General features: G+C 55.4%; 15 protein-coding genes. 11 read left to right on the top strand and 4 right to left on the bottom strand.

The window, feature by feature from the left end:
- Nucleotides 1–33: 33 nt before the first annotated feature.
- Entirely contained in the window at nucleotides 34–2262 is a 2229-nt protein-coding gene (locus tag BUC26_RS05610) for an AAA family ATPase (RefSeq protein ID WP_073374118.1), read from the bottom strand.
- 318 nt (nucleotides 2263–2580) lie between these two features.
- Between BUC26_RS05610 and aat the strand changes: the two genes are divergently transcribed.
- Nucleotides 2581–3327: a leucyl/phenylalanyl-tRNA--protein transferase gene (aat, locus tag BUC26_RS05605; protein ID WP_073374116.1), complete on the top strand. Its 747-nt coding sequence runs from the start codon at nucleotides 2581–2583 to the stop codon at nucleotides 3325–3327.
- Entirely contained in the window at nucleotides 3296–3856 is a 561-nt protein-coding gene (locus tag BUC26_RS05600) for a TSCPD domain-containing protein (RefSeq protein ID WP_073374114.1), read from the top strand. The genes aat and BUC26_RS05600 overlap by 32 nt, the downstream gene beginning before the upstream one ends.
- Nucleotides 3857–3915: 59 nt before the next feature.
- On the opposite strand, the gene BUC26_RS05595 is transcribed toward BUC26_RS05600, so the two are convergent.
- On the bottom strand, nucleotides 3916–6018 hold the full coding sequence (locus BUC26_RS05595) for a RelA/SpoT family protein (protein ID WP_073374112.1): 2103 nt from the start codon (nucleotides 6016–6018) through the stop codon (nucleotides 3916–3918).
- Nucleotides 6019–6305: 287 nt separating this feature from the next.
- On the opposite strand from BUC26_RS05595, the gene rnr reads away from it, so the two are divergent.
- The 5 genes from rnr (at nucleotide 6306) to BUC26_RS05570 (ending at nucleotide 14004) form a co-directional block, all read left to right on the top strand.
- The gene (gene rnr, locus BUC26_RS05590) at nucleotides 6306–8558 is read left to right on the top strand and encodes a ribonuclease R (protein WP_161949800.1); all 2253 of its coding nucleotides are present in this window, start codon (nucleotides 6306–6308) and stop codon (nucleotides 8556–8558) included.
- 171 nt (nucleotides 8559–8729) lie between these two features.
- The gene (locus BUC26_RS05585) at nucleotides 8730–9245 is read left to right on the top strand and encodes a hypothetical protein (RefSeq protein WP_073374110.1); all 516 of its coding nucleotides are present in this window, start codon (nucleotides 8730–8732) and stop codon (nucleotides 9243–9245) included.
- A 97-nt stretch (nucleotides 9246–9342) separates the two neighbouring features.
- The gene (locus tag BUC26_RS05580) at nucleotides 9343–10113 is read left to right on the top strand and encodes an RNA methyltransferase (RefSeq protein ID WP_073374108.1); all 771 of its coding nucleotides are present in this window, start codon (nucleotides 9343–9345) and stop codon (nucleotides 10111–10113) included.
- Nucleotides 10110–13421, top strand: coding sequence for an ATP-binding protein (locus BUC26_RS05575; protein WP_073374106.1), 3312 nt, complete (start codon nucleotides 10110–10112; stop codon nucleotides 13419–13421). The genes BUC26_RS05580 and BUC26_RS05575 overlap by 4 nt, the downstream gene beginning before the upstream one ends.
- A gap of 217 nt (nucleotides 13422–13638) precedes the next feature.
- The gene (locus BUC26_RS05570) at nucleotides 13639–14004 is read left to right on the top strand and encodes a flagellar basal body rod C-terminal domain-containing protein (protein WP_084540474.1); all 366 of its coding nucleotides are present in this window, start codon (nucleotides 13639–13641) and stop codon (nucleotides 14002–14004) included.
- A 92-nt stretch (nucleotides 14005–14096) separates the two neighbouring features.
- Here BUC26_RS05570 and BUC26_RS05565 read toward each other — a convergent pair whose 3' ends face one another.
- Nucleotides 14097–14741 (bottom strand): endonuclease III domain-containing protein, encoded by a 645-nt coding sequence (locus BUC26_RS05565; protein WP_073374104.1) that lies wholly within the window; start codon nucleotides 14739–14741, stop codon nucleotides 14097–14099.
- 17 nt (nucleotides 14742–14758) lie between these two features.
- Nucleotides 14759–15844 (bottom strand): 6-phosphofructokinase, encoded by a 1086-nt coding sequence (locus BUC26_RS05560; RefSeq protein WP_073374102.1) that lies wholly within the window; start codon nucleotides 15842–15844, stop codon nucleotides 14759–14761.
- A 346-nt stretch (nucleotides 15845–16190) separates the two neighbouring features.
- Between BUC26_RS05560 and BUC26_RS24460 the strand changes: the two genes are divergently transcribed.
- The 4 genes from BUC26_RS24460 to BUC26_RS05540 all read left to right on the top strand — a co-directional run bounded on the left by BUC26_RS24460 (nucleotide 16191) and on the right by BUC26_RS05540 (nucleotide 20287).
- A complete protein-coding gene (locus BUC26_RS24460) occupies nucleotides 16191–16526 on the top strand; it encodes an IscA/HesB family protein (protein ID WP_341864991.1) in 336 nt (111 codons plus the stop codon).
- A 276-nt stretch (nucleotides 16527–16802) separates the two neighbouring features.
- On the top strand, nucleotides 16803–19436 hold the full coding sequence (gene clpB, locus BUC26_RS05550; protein WP_073374100.1) for an ATP-dependent chaperone ClpB: 2634 nt from the start codon (nucleotides 16803–16805) through the stop codon (nucleotides 19434–19436).
- An 88-nt stretch (nucleotides 19437–19524) separates the two neighbouring features.
- Nucleotides 19525–20007 (top strand): acyl-CoA thioesterase, encoded by a 483-nt coding sequence (locus tag BUC26_RS05545; protein WP_073374417.1) that lies wholly within the window; start codon nucleotides 19525–19527, stop codon nucleotides 20005–20007.
- Nucleotides 20000–20287, top strand: coding sequence for a hypothetical protein (locus BUC26_RS05540; RefSeq protein WP_073374098.1), 288 nt, complete (start codon nucleotides 20000–20002; stop codon nucleotides 20285–20287). The genes BUC26_RS05545 and BUC26_RS05540 overlap by 8 nt, the downstream gene beginning before the upstream one ends.
- The last annotated feature ends 357 nt before the right edge of the window (nucleotides 20288–20644 follow it).

The following is a 20644-nucleotide window of genomic DNA, read 5'->3' as shown; positions in this document are numbered from 1 at the left end:
CCATTTTCACCGGGACATGGCATATTCTCCGGGTTATGGCAGCATTCGCGTCTTCTCCACGGCAGCATTGACGGCGATCGGATAGGGATCATGTTTTCGGAGAAATACCGGAAGCGTATTGCGCGCCTGTTGTGCCGCCGCAAAGGTCCGGTATTCTCCAAAATAGAGCATCACGGTCGGCGGATCACCGAGCCGTCTGAGCACGAACAGGTTGTCGGCAACCGATCGGTACTCCTTGTCTTCCAGCATCTGCTGCAGATTTTCTTCGGCCTGTTCGGAGGTCAACACCATCAATTGCACGGTGAATCGCCCGGAACCTCCCCCCACCAGCCAGCGTGCCCCGGCCGCGAGCCGCTCCTTGTACAGGGAATCACGAGTGGGCGTTGCCGGGCCGGGCGAAGCCGTCTCAACTGCCGGTACGGTTTGCGTTTCCGGCGTTAGACGTTCGTTGTCAACCACCGGTACCGTATCGTTTGCCGCCGGCTCAGCTTCCGGTACAAAAACCGGTATGGAACGGCGCTCCGGAGGCAATTCCGTTTTAACTGTCGCGGCAGCTGTTGCCTCCTTTTTAGCCTCGTCGAAAATCGTTACCGGCGGCGGCTGTATCACCGCTTTCTTTTCTGTTGGTGTTCTTCCGGGCACCTGCTCGACAGCCGTGACCGGGTCATCGTCTTTGGCCTCCGCCATCATGTCCCTGGAAGAGTCGGCCGGTGCCGCTACTACCGTCTTCTGCGGCAGCTCTTCGTCGGCACCGGTTTGAACGGGTGCCAGGACCTTCTTGACACTGGTAGCGACAAGGGTTGGCCGCTCCGCCACCGTCTCGGCAACAGGTTCCGGCTCCGGGGATGGTGGTTTCGTTACGGTGGCCACCTGCTCTTCGGTCTTCTGTCCACCGGTGATTGCCGGCCGCTCGGTCGCGTCCGGCTGGTCCTCGGCAGCCACCGGACGACTCACGGCGGTGCGATTGCCACCATCCGGCAAGCGACCCGTCGGTTTCGCGGCCATTGTCGCGTCCTTTTCACCATCATCGACGCCAGCCGGCGGCGCAAGTGCCAACGGGCTGTCGACAGGCGGCTCATCGACCGAAATCGGGGGGATATCCCGTCGCGCCGCTGTCATCTCGTCTTCGCTTTGCGGCGTATCGGCTGCGGGAGAGACGACAACGTCGTCGGCTCCGTAGGGCACCCCTTTTTCCTCGTCCACCGCCGGTTCCACCGGGACCACTGCCGACTCATCGGCCAGCGGTTCAACCGCACGTAACTCGATGATCGGCACATCCGATTGATCGGGTTGCGGTTCAACGTCTTCCGGTGAACGCACCACCAGGAAAAGCACGGCCACCAGCACGGCCGCCAGAGCACCACCGGTCCACAGCCACTTGCCCTCGATTTTCGGCAGGGTGAGAAAGTCGAGATCGACTTTCGGCATGCCGTGAACAGCCCGAGAACGGCGCTCCCTGCCGCCGGCGCGTCGAGCATTGGCAGCATGCATCGTATCCAGCAAAACAAGAAATGGCTCCTGCTGCTGCTCCGACTGCAGATATTCGTTGGCTAATTGGTTGATAATGCGAAAATTGCCGAGAGACGCCGCATGAATCCCCGCCCCAATGTCGGCTGGAATGACACGGCTCTTATCGTCGGTGGCAATGCGCAGGCTCTGATCCAGGTAAGCCTGTGTGGCTTCCCGGTCGAGATCGTCGAGCAGCAGGTTCCGTTCGTCGACTTCCTGAAAAGCGACAATGCCAAGCTGCTCGAGGCTTTCGGAAAGCGCCGGCCGGCCCGATAAAAGAAGATGCAGTAGCAGACCGTCACCATTGACCCGATCAAGCATCCTCCTGATTCTCTCAAGTGTAGCCAGATAAATCTTTTCCGCTTCTTCAAAGACTATCACCAGCCGTTGACCACGTGTACGCAGAGAGTCGCCAATGGCCTGCAACATCTCTCCGGTCGAGCGGTCATCGAGGGGCTCGGTGTCGCCGATCACCTCGCGACCGACAATGTCAACCATGTCGCTGAACGACTCAACTGCCCGCGGCAGAAACACGGATATCAGACCGGCTGGCAACTCTTTTTCCACCATCCGACAGATCATCGTTTTGCCGCTCCCATCCGGCCCAACCAGCGTGATCAGGCTGATGCCGCCCAGCAGGGCGCTTTTGATTTCATCGACAACCTCCCGCCTTCCACCACCGGAGAAAAAAAATGTTGTGTCAACGGTATTTTGAAATGGTTGGCGAGTAAACGGCGCTTGATGATCTGGCATATCTTTAAGGTATCGAAAATTATAAGCGAAGACTGGACAGTGCTACCCGACAGGGTCGTCTGTCGACTCGACAAGCCCCTGTCCACACCGGCAGCCCCGGGCGCCCGTGGCCGTTGGCGCACAATGACGGCCGGCACATCGGCCCCGGCAGGTATTATCTGCTCCAATTATGTAACACAAAGAGTGCGTGAAGCAAGCGATTATCACAGATGTTCAATGGATTATCGCCGTCGGCGGCAGCGGGATCCTCCGCGCTTGGCAGGATACGTCAGGATCGATCCACCGGTCGCTAACCGTTAAGAAGGTGGTGTCGCATTGATGATTGACACCCGCCGGGCGCCTGTTGTACAGTCGCCTATGCCGGTATTCCAGCTGACAGATCGGATCGTCTTCCCGCCCCCGGACCTTGCTGAAAACAATGGCTTATTGGCGATCGGCGGAGATCTGTCACCGTCCAGGTTGATCGCAGCGTACCGCCACGGCATCTTTCCCTGGTTCTCCGAAGGCGATCCGATTCTCTGGTGGTTCACCTCTCCGAGGTTGGTACTTTTCCCTGAATCGCTGCGGGTTTCAAAACGCCTGGAACGCTCGCTGAGAAACTCCGGGACAACCTGTACCATCAATCGGGACTTCGAGCAGGTGATTACCGCTTGCGCCCGGAGACGCACGGAGGAAAATCAGGAAACCTGGATCACGATAGAGATGATCAACGCCTATTGCGAACTCCATGAGCGTTGTTATTGTCACTCGGTGGAATGCTGGCAAAATGGGCGACTGGTCGGCGGCCTCTACGGTGTCGCATTGGGGAAGGTATTTTTTGGTGAATCGATGTTCTCGACTCTATCCAATGCCTCCAAGTTCTGCCTGATCCACCTGGTTTCTTTTCTCAAGGCACACGACTATCGACTGATTGATTGCCAGATGACCACTGCTCACCTGGTCCGACTCGGCGCCTGCGAGATATCCGGAGATTTTTTTCAGGCACTACTCGACCGTTTGATTACAACCTTAACCCCGGATAATAACTGGCCACATGAAAAAGACGACCGATACAGAACTGTGTGATGGCTGTGGAAAAACTGATGTCCTGGTCGAGCGGGACGGCAATGAATTCTGCGCCGACTGCCTGGTCATCGTCGACATCCTCGCCAGCAAGCCGAATCTGCTCAACCATTTATGCACGCTGACCGGCACCGGCGATCCGGCCATCCGTTGCGGCGCAGCTCACGGATCATCCAGGGAACTGCCCGATGTACTTGACGCCGTCAGGTATCGGACCCGCGACCGGGAGCAAAATACCTGGTATGTTTCGATCAGCGAGATGGAAGGCGATCCGGTCGAGATCTTTGCGTCAACGGCCTTCGATCGCGATCAACATCTGCAGTCGAGGATCTCCAATCTGACCACCATTACCAGGCTCATTTCTCTGATCCTGCGGCATATCTTCCTCGGCGAGGTGCTCACCCTGGACAAGACATTGAAACAGTTGCGTCGCAGTTCCCGACAGAAAAACGATCTCCCCGATATGTTGTCCAACGTACTCAGCAATTATCGTAAAGACCAGTCCGGGCAGCGACAGCACCGCGCCGCCTGAGCTGCCGGACAACTGGCCTTTTCCGGCGGCGTTTGCACCGCAAAGATGAAACCGGTGAGCTAGAAGTCCAGGGTAAATTCGTAGGAGATACCGCTGCGATCGAAATGGCGAATGACTTTCTGCAGATCACGCAGTTCGGCAACTTCGAAATGAAGCCGCCAGGACTGCCGGTCGGCAGACTGATCAGAGGCCACAACAATATCGTGCATCTTCATGTGACTCGGTGCCGAGGCGACAATGGCCAGTATTTCTTCCCGTCCCGCTCGGGGAAACAGCACACTCTGCGGCCTGCTAATCGGCGTGGTCCGCTCCCATGAAATATCGATAGCGTCCTCGCGCTGAAACTTGATCTCGTGCAGACGCGGACAATTCTTGTTGTGCACCGACAGCCCCTTGGTGGTCAGCAGGGCACAGTTGGCCTTGTCCACCGGGTTGGGCCGGCAGCATGATGACAGTTTGATAAAAACCGGGTCCAGCATTTTGAGTTTGATCTTGTTGAATTCCCCGGTCGGTTTGGCCAGAAAGCTGGTGCCGGAAAACAACTCCTGCCTGATGCACTCGATCACTTCCGGTAGCCTGATCCGACCGGTACCGATCTGCCGGAAAAGCCGTTCCTTATCCTTGAGCGAAAACGAGGCGACCACCCGCGACATCCCCTCGCTGTCGAGCAAGTCCCGCGGCAACCCATAACGCCTCATTTCCTGGAGCAACGTCGCCTTACCGATCTCCTGGGCCACTCGTTGTCCACGTTGGCGAAAGCTCTTGGCAAGCTCGGCACGGGCCTTCGGGGTCCGGCATAATTGAAGCATTTTCTGTCTGAATGCCACCTTTTCCCGGGACCGGATAATATTCACCATCTGCCCGTCCTGCAGGACATAATCAGGACCCACCCGCTGATTTCTTATCTCTGCTCCGACACAGGTCAGACCGATCTCGGTGTGGACCCGAAACGCAAAATCGAGAACGGTGGACCTGATCGGCAGACAGATCAAATCGCCGCGCGGCGTATAGGTGTAATTCTCCTTCATCCCGCCGGCTGCGATCAATTCACGATACGAGACCGTTTCATCGGAGCCGATGATATCGAGCATCTCCTGCAGTTCCAGGATAAACTTGCCCTGTTTACCCTGCCGCGAGCTCCAGTTCCGAAACACTCCCCGCTGCGCTTTGCGCTCCATCTCGCTGGTTCTGATCTTGAACAGAAAGCGCTGACCGCTGATGATGGCCCGGGCATGCAATCCCTGGTAGCCGGTCGGTTTTGGATTGGCGATAAAATCACGAATAGTTCGGGGAATGGGTCGGAACGTCTGGTTGACGACGCCCAGCGCCCGGTAGCAATCCTCTACCGAATTAACGATAATCAAAATTTCCACCGGCGTTTCGATCTGCTGCAGCAAGATTCGGTTGGCAGTGTCGTAATAGGCCCAGAGATCTTTGATACGCCGAGATATTTCACATTTCAGTCGGGCATCCTTGGCGGCGATACGCAGCTGTTCGAGAATATGCTGGGAAATTTTGGAGTCGGCCAAGTGTTTGATGTGATTGCTCAACTTGGCGCCCTGTTTCGGAAACTTGTAGGATAACGCCAAGTTGTACATTTCCCGCTTCATGTTGAACAACCCGAAGACCGTAGCCAGCGGGGCATAGATATCGAGTGTCTCGTCGGCGATACGCTGCCTTTTGTTTCTTGGCATGGCCCGCAGAGTTCGCAGATTGTGCAGTCGATCGGCCAGCTTGACGAGCATCACCTCGGGGCGCAAAGCGGCTCCGGAGAAAATCTTACGATGGACCAGTTTGCTGTCGACCTGGCGGTTTCCGGATCGATGCGTAACCTTGGTACATCCCTCGACGATGGCCTGGACATACGATCCGAAATGTTCGCCGACCACATCCGAGGAGACCTCGTCCACATCTTCGACGGTGTCGTGGAGCAATGCGGCCGCGAGAATTTCCGGATCGGTGATGTCCATCTCCTCGGCGAGGATCTTGGCGACGGAGCACGGATGCAGGATATAGGCGTCGCCGGAGCGCCGCCACTGGTCATAATGCGCTTTTTCGGCAAAGGCGAGCGCGTCCCAGAAGACCTGCTCGTACGGGCGGTCCACGACGTAATGCCGCATTTTTTCGCGATATAAGCCGAGATCGAAGGGTATTTTTATCATCTGCATGTATCCGTCTGCCGTCTGGCGCCGGGTCGTGACCTGTCGCCAACTGGTAACATTAAGCCGCTCACCGGAAAAGGCAATCCCTTACTGCATATCACAATTCAAGCAAACATGGAAAAATTCCTGCACGATTTGGAACGCCCTGCTATAGTTCTTCCATGCGCTCTCCGGCTCATGGGTCGGCCGGCGAGTCACCATCCATGATTGACGGTGTCGGGCCATCGACGCACCATGCCCCGCCGCTGTTATCATATCTCCCAGCAACACCTTCACTATCGACAAGCATGAGTAGAAATCGCAGTTATCGGAAACATCGACCAAAAGCCAGATCTGTCGGCACCTCGAAATTCCGTCGTCCGACACCGCCGACCGCTGAAACGCGGCTGCGCAACCGTATGCTGGCAGAGCTCTATCGTTCGGAAAAGGCCATTGGCGTCAACGAGATGGTCAAATCGCTCGACCTACCACGTTCCAGCAAACATGAAATCGAGAACGGCCTGATTCTAATGGAACGGGAGGGGCTCGTTCGGCCAAGCGGTAAGAAGCGTTTCAATCTCAGCAACCGACATCCCTTGACCGAAGCGACTATAGTCATGAGTCCATCCGGACATGCCTTCGCCACCGAGCTGTCCCGGCGACCGGAGGTTATGGGCCCGGACTCGGCCAAAGATCCTTACATCGCATCTTCCCGCCTCCATTCCGGCCTGCACGGAGATCGGGTCCTGGTTGCCGTTTCTCCGTCCCGTCGCCCGGGAAAAACCGAGGCCGAGGTAATTTCCGTTCTGAAGCGGGCGAGCCGGCAGTTGGCGGGCATCTTTTCCGCCGAAGGACGCCATGGCATCGTCCAGCCGGACGATCCACGCTTCTCCTTCACCATTCACCTGGACGCACCACCGCCTGCTGCTGTAACCGACGGCGACGCGGTCATCATCGAACTGCACTATACCGACGGCACAACGCCGCGTGGCGAGATTGTCGAAATCCTCGGCAATCCCGACCTGGTTGCCGTTCAGGTTCGGCTGGTGATTGACAAGCACAAACTGCCTTATCGATTCAGCGAAGCGGCCGAACGGCAAGCCAACCTGCTGCCGCCGGACCCGGCGGCAGACAACCGGGAAGACCTGCGAGATATCGAGCATGTGACCATCGACGGAGCAGATGCCAAGGACTTTGATGACGCCGTTGCCGTACGAAGAACCAGGTCCGGATACCGGCTACTGGTATCTATCGCTGATGTCAGTGCCTTCGTCCCAGTCGACAGCGACCTGGATCGCGAGGCCTACGAACGCGGCACTTCGGTATATCTCCCATCAACCGTGGTTCCGATGTTGCCGGAAAACCTCTCCAACAACCTCTGCAGTCTGCTTCCCGACACCGACCGACTGGCAATTACCGTAACCCTCGACTTCGACCGGCAGGGCAGGCTACGCGCCAAATCGTTTACCCGAAGCATCATCCGCAGCCATCAGCGATTCACCTACAACACCGTCGAACAGATAGTGACCGGACGCGATCCTGAACTCAGACACTCTTACCAACAATTCCTAAAACCTCTGGAGCACGCCGCCGAACTTGCCCGGCTGCTGCAACGTGCGCGGCAGGAACGTGGTTCCATTGCCTTTTCCCTGCCCGAGGCCGCAGTCGCCTTCGACGAAAACGGCCGAGTTGAATCGATCCGCCGAACCGAGCGGTATTTTTCCCATCAGATCATCGAAGAGTTCATGCTCGCTGCCAATGAAGCGGTTGCCCAGATCTTTGTCGAACAGGGCCAGCCACTGCTTTTTCGTATTCACGATCTACCGTCGACTGAGAAAATCGAGGACTTCATCGTCTTTTCCCGAACCCTCGGCCTGGAACTGCCCGGCAAACCGGCAACGCCCGAATGGTACAATCAACTGATCGAACAGGTTCGCAACACCCCGCACGAATATATCGTCAACAACCTGCTGCTCAGAACCATGCAACAGGCCCGATACAGTAGTGACAACGTCGGCCATTTCGGTCTGGCATCGCTGCACTACGCACACTTTACCTCGCCGATCAGACGCTACCCGGACCTGATCGTTCATCGCCAGCTCTGCCGGCTGATGGCTGGCAAGCGCAGAAAAACACCGGAATCGCCGACCAAGAACAGCCCGGCCCCGTCGCTGTCGGACGATGCCCTCCATCTCTCTCAACGAGAACGAGTCGCCGTTGCCGCCGAACGCGACCTGATCGATCGACTGAAACGACAATTCATGGCCCGTCACCTCGGTGAAAGCTTTGCTGCCGTTATTTCCGGGGTCGGCGAAACCGCCTGCTATATCGAACTGCTAGACTTCTCGGTAGACGGGATCGTACCTTTGTCCACCCTTACCGACGATTACTATATCCTTGACGAAAAGCGCCATCGGCTGGTTGGGGATACAAGCGGCAGAACGCTGCAAATAGGAGATCTGGTTCGTGTTACCCTGCAGGATGTCGGGGCGCGTCAGCATGGAATCTCTTTCCGGATCGAACATGAAACAGAGCAAAGCACACCTCGGCGCCGACGCTGAAAAAACGCCGGGAACCAGCCGCTGACAGGACCCCGCATCGACGAAACTGCAACCCGTGGCCTTTGTTTTGCCGCTTGACTTACCTCTGTTTTTCGCATATTCAATTGAAAAGAATAACGATTAAAAATCAGATCATGCTACCTGCGAACCCAACGCACCTGGAGGAATATAATGGAAGAAACTAGCTGGTTCATGTCACTGTTGAACAACCCTTTTGCCAAAGGACTCGCTCTCGGGCTCCTCTTATGTATTGTCATCTATATCCGTGGATTTCTGAGACGAATGGAGCTTTCCAAGGAGGTTGATCGACTCAGGGCTCACCTGCACACCAAGCTGGAGATCGATTCAGCGGAAAACGAGCGGCGCAAAGCTGAGCTTGAACGATTGAAACAGGAACGCGACAACCTGCGTATTACCGTACAGTCGCTCAATCAAAAACCGGGCAGGAAAGAGATCCGACAATACTTCATCTACCAGACTGCCCTTGACATCATGTTCGAAAAGGCTCCCGGTTTCGCTCCGGCTTGGCAGATCACCTTGAAAGAAGCTGAAAGCCTGTTCGAAAAATCTGAGAAAGGCGTTGTTCCGCTCCTCAAACGCCTCATGCCGACAACACCGGATAAACAGGCGGAGGAGTATGAAAAAATCAGCCGAATTTCGCTGGAGGATTCAAGCAAGAAAGACTAAGCGTCGGATCGCGACACGACAGTTTCACTCGTAACACCATTCCAGGGGTTGCCGGAGCATTCCGGTAACCCCTTTCTCTTACCGGATCACCTTGCCCATGTATCATTCCCAGACACCGCTCGACCAGATCACCGTAGTCCTGAAGAACCCGAAATTTCCTGAAAATATCGGCGCCACCGCCCGCTCGTGTTTCAATATGGGGATCTCCCGCCTGATCGTCGTCGGCGACGTTGTGCCCCGGTACGAGGATATGGCCAAGATGGCGACGCACAAGGCAGTCCATCTAATCGACACCATGGAGATGCACCCTCGTCTCGAAGACGCACTTGCTCCTTTTCATCTGGTCGTCGGCACCACCGCGCGTCTCGGCCGGAAACGCACGATCGAGCGCTCGCCCCGCGACATTGTCGCGGAAATCCTGCCGTTGTTGTCCGACAACCGCACCGCACTGCTCTTCGGCCCAGAAGACCGGGGCTTGACCAACGACGACCTGAAATACTGTCACTACATCTCCTGCATCCCGACAGCTGATTTCGCCTCGTTGAATTTGGCCCAGGCGGTCGCCATTCACTGCTACGAGATCTACAATACACTCGTTGAGCAAACCAGAGAGCCGGCGGCCTCTCCGGCCACCGCTACGGTCAGACAATTGGAAGGCATGTACCAGCATATAGAAGATGCATTATTAGCTATTGATTTTCTTGATGAAAAAGGCAATATTTACTGGATGCAGTCCATTCGGCGGCTACTGGGCAGAATCAGGTTAACAGCCAAAGAGGCAAATATCATCAGGGGGATTTGCCGAAAGTTTCTTTGGCACCAGGTCAATCGATCTGACAATCTGCAGAAGAAACCCGAGAATCCATGATCACTTCCCCCGACCTTCTCTTCCGATCGATCCCGTCAAATAAATTTTATCCTCCCCGAATCAATCAAGTCCATTCGATTGAGCGACACACGCTCATTACCAGGCACCTTGCCGACGAGCTTCCCTCGCGACTCTTCATCGTTATCGAGGCCCAGGCGGGCCAAGGCAAAACGACGCTCGTCCAACAGTTCCTCGAGCGAAGCCCGTTTCCTTTCACCTGGTACCAGATCGGCCCTGAAGACAATGATCCGCTATTGCTCCTGCTCGCTCTTCGGCACACCCTCTCGCGGACCTTTCCCGGTTTGTCGTCCACCCGGCTCAACACCGTTCTGGAAAACCGGCAGATCAGCACAGATATGCTGCAACAGGGCGTCAACATCCTGCTCAACGACATTGATGCCTTGCTCGAGGAAGACACCTTTATCGTATTCGATGACCTCCACCTACTCGACGAGACACAACAGGGCCGGCAGGTACTGGATTATCTGATCGATACTTCACCGCCGCGGCTCCACTTCGTTCTGACCAGCAGACACCCGCTCCACTTGGGAGCAAGGTCGCTGCGCAACAGTCCCCATCTGATCTATCTGGACAGCGATGATCTGGCGTTGTCGCCGGCTGAAATTGAAGCCCTCTATGATCGACTGCTGGATACGACCATCTCCAGGACCGAGGCTGTCGAGATTTTTTCCATTACCAACGGCTGGATCATGGGAATTATTCTTGCTTCACATCCTTTCGCCCATAAAAACGGAACCGGCCGGCAGAAACATCGTCAACACGACAAGGCACACCTATTCAAAAACGGGACAAACAACGTTCTTCTGGCCTATTTCGAAGAAGAAATCTTTTACCACATTCCCGAACCGGTGCGCGAAACACTGCAGATCCTCTCCTTTCTCGATGGTATTGATACTCATCTCGCCGAGGACCTCACCGCCACCGACAACCTTGCCCATCTCCTTGGCGAACTGGCCGATCGAAACCTTTTCATTTATCGGCTCGACGACGAAAACCGCCTCTTCCGCTTGCATCACCTCTTCCAGGAGTTTCTCCAGATGAGCGGCAAGAAGTCACTGGGAGCGGCCGCCGTCTCGCGCATCTACCAACACGCAGCCGCCGTATACCTGGAACAAGGGCTCTTTGACAAGGCGCTGAAGACCATGTCGATCAGCGGCGACTATACGGCTATGGAACAGCTGGTATATCGTCACGGCCAACACCTGATAGCAACCGGCCGGGCCAGAACCATTTTGTCGATTCTGCATACCACTCCCAGAGAAAAACTTTCCACCCATCCCTGGTTGGGCTTCTATTGCGGATTACTTGCCCTTGACGTTTCCCCATTGCAAACACTTCCGCTTTTCACCTCGTGCCGGGAACGTTTTGCCGAATCTGGCAATGAAGAAGGCGAGTTAATGGCGCTCACGCAGATCATCCAGTATCATTTCGCCATCTCCGGATCGCACCGGGACGGAGCCGCGTTGCTGAGCAGGACCATTGATCTTTTCGCCAGAAACAATGCTCGACTGCCCGGAGAGACCGCTCTGCTCGCGGCTCGCAGCCTGGCCGCCGGCCTGAGCCTGTTTTCCGGCGACATCACGACCGCCCGCCACTACACCCGACACGGCCTTGATCTGGCAACGACACTCGGCAGCCGCACGTTTATCGCCGCATTGCGATTTGTCAGCGGATATATAGAATTGTTATGTGGCGACCGCCGCGCGGCCCACCTGGAAATAGAGAAATCCTTTTCCCTCAGTAGTGACCCAGCTGTCGGCACAAACAATCGTCTTTCCCTGATCTTCCTGCACCTCTTCGAGCTCTCGCAGCACGGTGATCTGTCCGCCTTTCTGCGGACGCGGGACATGGTCGAAACCGACTTCGATCGGGTCATCGTCCACCAGACCGTTATGGCACCGTATCTCACCCTGTGGTCGGCCATCATTATGATCGCCAATGGTCGGATCACGGACGCTCACGAGTTGCTCGATAACGGCCTGCAGGACGGTCAAACAGTCGCCAATTCCCATATGGCCAGCCAATTCCTCCAGTGGCGAGCTTTTATCCAGGCGCTACTTGGCGATGAGACAGCGGCTCTCGATGACCTAAAAGAGGCGCAACAACAGCGGCAGATAGCCGGCGGCGTCTTCCATACCGCCTATCAACTGGCGATCGCTGGAGCAACCCTGGCACTGCTTCAGCGCTACGACGAGGCCACCCAAGCTCTCAGCATGGCCGAACATCTCGGCAACTCCATGCCGGCAGTCGGCGTCACCATCTGCTGCCGTGCCTACCAGGCGCTGATCGCCCTTGCTACCGGCAACCACACGGATTGTGCAACCTATCTCGCTTCCTGGCTGGCCACGATGAATCGTCGCGGGTACAGCTGTTTCTGGGGATGGGAGCCGACAACCATGGCCAGACTGCTTCGTGCTGCACTGCAGATGGGCGTTGAACCGGTGACGGCCAGACGGTTGGCCCGAAGACGACTCACATCGGCCATCGACGACGCCGGCGACCTGATTCCGATCCTCTCTATCCATATACTCGGATCATTTTCTCTTACCTGTAACGGGCGAATACAGGTCGGGCCTCAGGATCTGACCAACCACCAGCGGGAGCTTTTCGGGCTGATCATCGCCAGCCCGGGACAGCGCATCAGCCAGGAACAGATACAACTGACGTTCTGGCCGGATAGCCCTCCGGACAAGGCGCGAAAATCCTTTGATACCCTGATGACCCGTCTGCGCAAGACCTTGTCGCAGAAATTGTCCATTCCGGTAAAAAATTATATCGGCGTCGAAAAAGGCTATGTCCACCTCACCCGGATTGCCATCGACGCGAGCCAATTCCTCCAGCTTGCCAGACGCGGATTGAAGCGAGCTAAACGAGGATATTGGTGGCAGGCCGGCAATCTTTTCACCAAAGCTCTCGCACAGTGGACATCCTTCCGCCCGATCGATTTTTTTGCCAGCGAACAAACGATTATCTTTGGCGACGAGCTGATCTCCACGTTGCGATCGATCTGCCTGAGCTGGAGTCACAATCTAATCACCCACAATCGTGCTGAAGAAGCGATAGATCTACTGGAGATGACCAAAAACCTACTTCCCGTCGATGAAGAACTCATGCTCCTGCGCTATCAATTATTCCTAACAACACGACAGCCGCTCAGGGCCCGGGAAATTACTTCCACCTACTACAACGAACTGCTGCAGCTCGGCTGGAGCCCCGAAGAGGCTGAAGAGCTGGTATTTTCTCTGACCAGCAGAACATGGCCGGTTCAGCGGAAAAGCGGAGAATGACAAACGAAATCGCATGGCCTATTACAATATCGTCATTCAATAACGCCAATAGCTATCGCTGGCTCGTTTCGGGAAACGACCATCGGCTCGTATCCTATTGGATAAACCAGTAATCCCCAGAAACTAGCCGAGAACGGTACACTATTTGCAAAAAAACTTGAGAAGCTGGTACCGTTTTGCCAACGACGTCGCACCGTGCGCATGTCGAAACCCGAATATGCTGGTAACCATGATTCCACCACTGCAATCAGCTCTGTCCGGTCTATACGCCGCCACCACGAAGCTTCGAGCCAACGCCGACAATATTGCCAACCTGAGCAGCGAGGGTTTTCAAAGGACCCGGGTGCTGCAGGCCAGTACGACAGCAGGCGGCGTACGCAGCGTGACGGAGAAGGTAACCACCCCAGGTCACGTTCAGTACGAAGAGACGAACAACGGAAGTGAATTGATCGAGTTATCCAATGTTGAGCTGGCAACAGAGATACCGGACGTGAACCTCAATGCGACCATGTTCAAGGCATCTCTGAAAGCGATTGAGACAACAGACGAAATGCTCGGCAGCCTGCTGCGGATAAAAGCATGAAGCTGCTGCCGAGATACATGCCCTCCCTCTCCTCCTCCTCTCTCTGTACAGGTTGTTGGTGACCATCGGGCTTGACCCACCCCAACAACCTGTCAGACCTCCCACAGCGGACACCGCTCACAAAGCGGTGTTTTTTTCTTGCAATAGTGTTTTCCTGCCATGACCAGCAGGGCGTGGTATTCGTTGAAAAGCGCCGCATCACGGGGCAGGTTGTCCATAAACACCTCTTGCAGGCGCCGATAGTCACACTCTTCATCTATCAACTGATGACGGGAACAAATACGATAGGTATAGGCATCAACGACAAAGACCGGCTGATTGCCGGCATAGAGAAGGATCGAGTCTGCAGTCTCTTCGCCGATGCCGGTTACCGCGAGAAGCCGCGCCCGGGCCGTTTCGATTTCATCCGTCAGCATTCGCTCAGGCTCACCGTCATAAAGCTCGCCAATCATTCGCAACAGGTTGAGCAGGCGACGTGCTTTTACGTTAAAATAGCCCGATGGCCGAATCATTTCAGCAAGTTCCGCCTCGGCAAGTGCGGCCAGCCGCTCAAAGCGCAAAAAGTCTCCTTCTCGTAAGCGATCAATGGCAACCGTGACATTTCGCCAATTGGTATTTTGCGTCAGGACCGCACCGACCATCACCTCGAAGGCAGATTCAGCGGGCCACCAGCGTTGTGGCCCGAAATGCTCAAAAAGACGGTCATAGATATCCTGCAGGCGGCGGCGCGTCGTCATGGTACTTCCCCGATCCGTCAATCGCCGAAGCAAATGCCGATATCACGGGCAGTCAGGATCTTGTCACTGGCCAGATCGACCTTTTTCCGCCCTTTGATGGCATCCGACAGCGGCACCGAGATCATCCGAGACGAGGATAACGCTACCATGTGTCCATAGGTCCCCTCCTCAACCAGACGAACCGCCGCGGTACCGAAACGCAGGGACAGCAGCCGATCGAAGGTGGTCGGAGAACCGCCGCGCTGCAGATGGCCAAGTACCAGGGAACGGGTATCTTTTTCAATACGCTCCCGGATTTCCGTGGCAACCCATTCACCGACACCGCCTAGCACGACCTCCTCCCGTCCCATTTCACCCCTGCCCTTGCTGATCACTTGCCCGCCTTTGGCGGCGGCTCCTTCGGCAACAACAACGATCGCATACTGTTTATCACGTAATTCGTTATCGGCTATTTTCTGACAGACGATATCCAAATCAAATGGAATTTCAGGAATCAGGATCACGTCGGCCCCACCGGAAATTCCGGAATAGAGCGCAATCCACCCCGAGTCCCGACCCATCACTTCGACCACCATGACGCGGTCATGGGATTTAGCGGTGGAATGGAGTTTATCTAGTGCGTTAGTTGCCGTGGAAACTGCCGTATCGAAGCCAAACGTCCTATCGGTGATCATCAGATCGTTGTCGATCGTCTTGGGCACGCCAATCACGTTCATGCCAAGCTGGGAGAATCGATGGGCAATCTCTAAACTGCCGTCACCCCCGATAACAATATGGCAATCAAACCCCAATCGCCGGTAATTACGCATTATTTTTTCCGATATATCGACAACCTGGACCTCTCCGGCCAGATTTTCCACCGGCTTGGCAAACGGGTTTCCTTTGTTGGTCGACCCGAGGATGGTACCGCCGATGGCGTAAATCCCCTCAACATCTCGAAGGGTCAAGCGTACCATCTCGTCGATGTCGAGAAACCCTCCGTAACCGCTCCGACTCCCGTAGACTTCCCAGCCGCGACGATAACAGGCGTGGACGACCGCATAGATAACTGCATTGAGACCGGGCGCGTCACCGCCGCCGGTTGATATGACCACTTTCTTCATGAAGCGCCCTCACCTTGTTCAACGATTTCAACCAATCACCTCTGGTTTGCCGAAGACGGCAAAAAGCATTCCCGGCATGAGAAAGAATGTATACGAAAAACAATAATTTGATTCTAGCATCATGCATTTTTCAGCCGCAACAAAAAAAGACCGGATAGCATAATTTCGTCCATCGCGCCTTCCGTGGAATTGGCCGTCTTCTATCTATTTAATGCTCCATTTAAATTGATCAATTGACATATTTTCTCAGCAGGCTTATGGTGACGGTACCAACAGCGTTGATTCATGCTCACGTGAGCATCAGACATTCAACACAGCCGCAAAGAACCAAAAGAAGGAGGATTACATGTCTCTCACCGTCACGGACCTGGCAGTCTCCAAACTAAAGGAGTACCTGAGCCAGAACAACATCGATTCGGCCCTGCGCGTCGCCCTGATGCAGGGTGGCTGAGCAGGCCCCTCATTGGGCTTGGCTCTGGATGAGCCGAAAGAAAACGATAAAGTCTACAATCAAGACGATTTGACCTTCCTGGTCGAAGACAATCTGCTTGAGACCTGTGGGACCATCAATGTCGAATATGTCGAGGCCGGACCACGATCTGGATTCGGTATTTCCTCTGCCAACCCAATTGGCGGTGGTGGTTGCTCTTCAGGATCCTGCAGTTCCGGCAGCTGCGGCTAGACTACTTAGCAACAAAACAGGCCCGTCCATCAAGATGGACGGGCCTGTTTTGCATCTCCTGAACGCCGCCGGTATCACGCCGCATATCGATAAATAGTTGGCCCTTCCTCAAGACGTCCCTATCAAGAAAAAGACAGCGCCGGCGGCCGTGTCAATTTTTTGACATGTCCGTTTGACACCATCTCCGAACGGTCTTATGTTCTCTCCTGAAATACGCTTTGTTTCGCCGATTCGGCACGAAAATCAGCTCACCCTTACCGAGGAGAACATACGACCATGCAATTCGATAAATTCACCCTTAAATCGCAGGAAGCGATCCAGGCGGCACAACAGCTCGCCTCTGAACGTGGCAATCAAGAGATAACTCCGGCCCACCTGACCAAGGCGATCCTGGAACAACCCGACGGAGTCGTTGTCCCTGCTTTGCAGAAAATGGGGATAGCTCCGGCACAGGTCCTCGCAGAGGTCAATTCTCAGATCGACGCGCTCCCGACGGTGTCCGGTTCAGGTGCCGGACAGATCTATCTGTCCGGCGATGTGCGCAAGGTCCTTGATGGAGCCTTCGCTGTGGCCAACCAGATGCAGGACGAGTATGTCTCCCAGGAGCATATCTTCCTGGCACTAATCAAAGACGGCAAGCAGAACCTGGCCAGAATCCTCAGGGATATGGGCGTGCAAGAAAAGAACTTCCTGCAGGCCCTGACCACCATTCGCGGCAACCAGCGGGTCACCGACCCGTATCCGGAAGAGAAATACCAGGCGCTGGAAAAATATGGCAAAAACCTGACCGACATCGCCAAGCGGGGCAAGCTTGACCCGGTCATCGGCCGGGACGAGGAGATTCGTCGTATTATCCAGGTGCTGTCGCGCCGCACCAAGAACAACCCGGTGCTGATCGGTGAGCCGGGCGTCGGTAAGACCGCCATCGTCGAAGGACTGGCACAGCGCATCGTCAACGGTGACATTCCCGCCACCTTGCAGGGCAAACAGGTTATCGGCCTCGACCTCGGCTCCCTGGTCGCCGGCGCCAAATACCGCGGCGAGTTCGAAGACCGGCTGAAGGCTGTTTTGAAAGAGGTGGAAAAACGCAGCGGTGAAATCATCCTGTTTATCGATGAAATCCATACCCTCGTCGGCGCCGGCGCGGCAGAGGGGTCGATGGATGCCTCGAACATGCTCAAGCCCGCCCTGGCCCGTGGAGAACTCCATTGCGTCGGAGCAACCACCCTTGACGAGTATCGCAAGTATATCGAAAAAGACAGCGCACTGGAACGACGCTTCCAGCCGGTTGTGGTCCAGGAGCCGAGCGAGGAAGACTCGATCGCCATCCTGCGCGGTATCAAGGAAAAATATGAAATACACCACGGTGTCCGGATTCAGGATGCGGCTACCGTCGCGGCCGTGATTCTTTCCAACCGCTATATCACCGATCGGTTTCTGCCCGACAAGGCGATCGATCTGATCGACGAGGCTGCTTCCCGGCTACGCATCGAAATCGATTCGATGCCCACCGAGATAGACGAACTCGATCGCCAGCGAATAAAACTGGAGATCGAACAAGAGGCCCTGAAAAAAGAAAAGGACAAGGCCTCGAAAGATCGCCTCGAAGACCTGCAACGCAAGATCGCCGATCTCAACGATCGACTCAACGGTATGAAGGCACAATGGTCCCTGGAGCGAGAGACCATCGGTCGGATCAGAAAGATCAAGGAGGATATTGAACGGGCCCATCTCGAATCACAACAGGCCGAACGCCAGGGGGATCTCAGCAAAGTCGCCGAGCTCCGTTACGGCACCATTGTCGCGCTGGAACAGCAGATGCAGCGGGAGAATCAGCACCTGCAGGAAATCCAGGCCGGTCATCAGATGCTCAAAGAAGAGGTCAGCGCCGAAGATATCGCCGCCGTGGTCGCCAAATGGACGTCTATTCCGGTGGACAAGCTGCTTGAAGGTGAAAAGGAGAAACTGCTGCAAGCCGAACAAGCATTGCGGCGCCGGGTCATCGGCCAACAAGAGGCTATTGTCGCCGTGGCCAATGCCGTCCGTCGGGCCCGCGCCGGTTTGCAGGATCCGGACCGCCCACTCGGCTCTTTCATTTTCCTCGGGCCGACCGGTGTCGGCAAAACCGAACTGGCTCGCTCTCTGGCCGATTTTCTATTTGACAGCGAGCAGGCGATGATCCGCATCGACATGTCGGAATTTATGGAAAAACACTCGGTCGCCCGACTGATTGGCGCACCTCCCGGTTATGTCGGCTATGACGAAGGCGGCTACCTGACCGAGGCGGTAAGACGGCGCCCTTATTCGGTGATTCTGCTCGACGAGATCGAAAAAGCCCACGCTGATGTCTTCAATGTCCTGCTGCAGGTTCTCGATGACGGCCGGATGACTGACGGCAAGGGGCGCACCGTCGATTTCAAGAACACCATTTTGATCATGACCTCGAACCTGGGCAGCGACCTGATCATGCGCATGACCGAAGAGCATGTCGACGAACAACAGATCAGGAATCAGATTGAGGAAATCTTGCATCATCATTTCAAGCCGGAGTTTCTCAATCGGATCGACGAAACCATCGTCTTCAAGTCGTTGACCAGAGAAGACATGGTCGGCATCGTCGATATCCAGCTGCGACGACTGGCCAAACGACTCACCGATCGCAAGGTGACCATCAGGTTCAGCAAGAACGCCAAGCAGTTTCTCGTGTCCACCGGCTACAATCCGCTCTTCGGCGCCCGCCCGCTGAAACGGGCCATTCAAAAGCAGATCGAAGACCCCCTTGCCATGGAAATCCTTGAGGGGCGTTTCGGCGAAGATGACGTCATCCTAGTGGATGCCGACGACAACGGCATCACTTTTACGAAAACGAAAGAAGAGCCACCGGTAGTCGAGGCCGAGCTGGTCGACTGACGGCTTTATCCTTTACCTTTTTGAGTGAATATGGTTGCATGCTCATGATTTTTTCGAGCAGGCAACCATTTTGCCGACGGTCGACCCCATGAGCAAGACCTATCATTGCCAGGTTGTTATGTCGCACGTGATGTTGCCAACGCACGCCAATCCGGATGGCAACATCCACGGTGGTGACATCATGAAACTGATTGACGATGCCGCCAGCGTCGTTGCCATGAAGCACGCTCGGACAACCGTGGTCACGGCGGCCATAGACCGACTCGATTTCCACCGTCCGGTCTATATCGGCAACCTGTTGACGCTCAAGGCATCAATAAATGGTGTCGGCAGAACGTCGATGGAAATCGGCGTTCGCGTCGAGGCGGAAGATCTGCGGACGGGAATCGTCAGGCATATCGCTTCCGCTTATCTGTCCTTTGTCGCTCTCGACGAGCAGCAACGGCCAACTCCGGTTCCGCCCTATCAACCGGCCGACCCAGACGCCGTCCGCCGGAGCTGCCAAGCCCAGGAACGAAAAGTGTGCTTTTTTAAGAGCACGAACCTCAGCACAACGAGCAAAAATGAGTGAAGACGCAGAAGCGCTAACGGTCCAGTACGAAGAAGACGGGGTCGTCCTAGTCGAGGAAATTGATAAGGAGATCCTTTCGAAAGGCGCCTGGACCACCATCTTGTTTCGTTACCGCAACCGTAACAAGACAACGGGAGATTACGGGAACGACATGTATACCATCAGACGTTACCAAAAACGCCAGGGCAGCTATATTCCCAAATCAAAATTTAATATCTCCAGTCCCGAGCAGGCTAAAAAAATCATCGCAGTACTGACGAGATGGACAGAGGATCTGTAATTTTTCCAATACAATCCTGATCAACAACTCATTTTTAAAGCGGAAACCTATTGACACCCCCGGGTGAATCAAGTAGTGTGCCGCGGTCCTGAAGCACGGGCCGGCCGCCAGGCCGTGCCGGGGGTTTCGGGGCGGTGCCGAAAGCGACGAGCGAGGCTGATTAGGGCTTGACAGAGCGTCGGCGAATTGATAGATTTATGCTCTTCTGCACCACTCATTGGTGCGCGCCGCTTGCGGCGTTTGTAGCGATCCTTGACAACTGAATAACAACATACGTGCAAACGGGCCCGACGCGTCTTTTGACGCAGAGGGATCTGCAGAGCAGTAATGCGATACAGAGCCCTTATTTGAAGTTGT

Source organism: Desulfofustis glycolicus DSM 9705 (assembly GCF_900130015.1).
In the GTDB taxonomy this organism is placed as follows: domain Bacteria; phylum Desulfobacterota; class Desulfobulbia; order Desulfobulbales; family Desulfocapsaceae; genus Desulfofustis; species Desulfofustis glycolicus.
This window is presented reverse-complemented; position numbering and strand designations above follow the sequence as displayed.

What these genes read in the sequence shown, in the direction of transcription:
- BUC26_RS05570 (WP_084540474.1), top strand. Translation starts at nt 13,639, where the DNA reads ATGCTGGTAACCATGATTCCACCACTGCAATCAGCTCTGTCCGGTCTA.
- BUC26_RS05585 (WP_073374110.1), top strand. Translation starts at nt 8,730, where the DNA reads ATGGAAGAAACTAGCTGGTTCATGTCACTGTTGAACAACCCTTTTGCC.
- BUC26_RS05595 (WP_073374112.1), bottom strand. Translation starts at nt 6,018, where the DNA reads ATGATAAAAATACCCTTCGATCTCGGCTTATATCGCGAAAAAATGCGG.
- clpB (WP_073374100.1), top strand. Translation starts at nt 16,803, where the DNA reads ATGCAATTCGATAAATTCACCCTTAAATCGCAGGAAGCGATCCAGGCG.
- BUC26_RS05560 (WP_073374102.1), bottom strand. Translation starts at nt 15,844, where the DNA reads ATGAAGAAAGTGGTCATATCAACCGGCGGCGGTGACGCGCCCGGTCTC.
- aat (WP_073374116.1), top strand. Translation starts at nt 2,581, where the DNA reads ATGATTGACACCCGCCGGGCGCCTGTTGTACAGTCGCCTATGCCGGTA.
- BUC26_RS05610 (WP_073374118.1), bottom strand. Translation starts at nt 2,262, where the DNA reads ATGCCAGATCATCAAGCGCCGTTTACTCGCCAACCATTTCAAAATACC.
- rnr (WP_161949800.1), top strand. Translation starts at nt 6,306, where the DNA reads ATGAGTAGAAATCGCAGTTATCGGAAACATCGACCAAAAGCCAGATCT.
- BUC26_RS05580 (WP_073374108.1), top strand. Translation starts at nt 9,343, where the DNA reads ATGTATCATTCCCAGACACCGCTCGACCAGATCACCGTAGTCCTGAAG.
- BUC26_RS05565 (WP_073374104.1), bottom strand. Translation starts at nt 14,741, where the DNA reads ATGACGACGCGCCGCCGCCTGCAGGATATCTATGACCGTCTTTTTGAG.
- BUC26_RS05600 (WP_073374114.1), top strand. Translation starts at nt 3,296, where the DNA reads ATGAAAAAGACGACCGATACAGAACTGTGTGATGGCTGTGGAAAAACT.
- BUC26_RS05540 (WP_073374098.1), top strand. Translation starts at nt 20,000, where the DNA reads ATGAGTGAAGACGCAGAAGCGCTAACGGTCCAGTACGAAGAAGACGGG.
- BUC26_RS05575 (WP_073374106.1), top strand. Translation starts at nt 10,110, where the DNA reads ATGATCACTTCCCCCGACCTTCTCTTCCGATCGATCCCGTCAAATAAA.
- BUC26_RS05545 (WP_073374417.1), top strand. Translation starts at nt 19,525, where the DNA reads ATGAGCAAGACCTATCATTGCCAGGTTGTTATGTCGCACGTGATGTTG.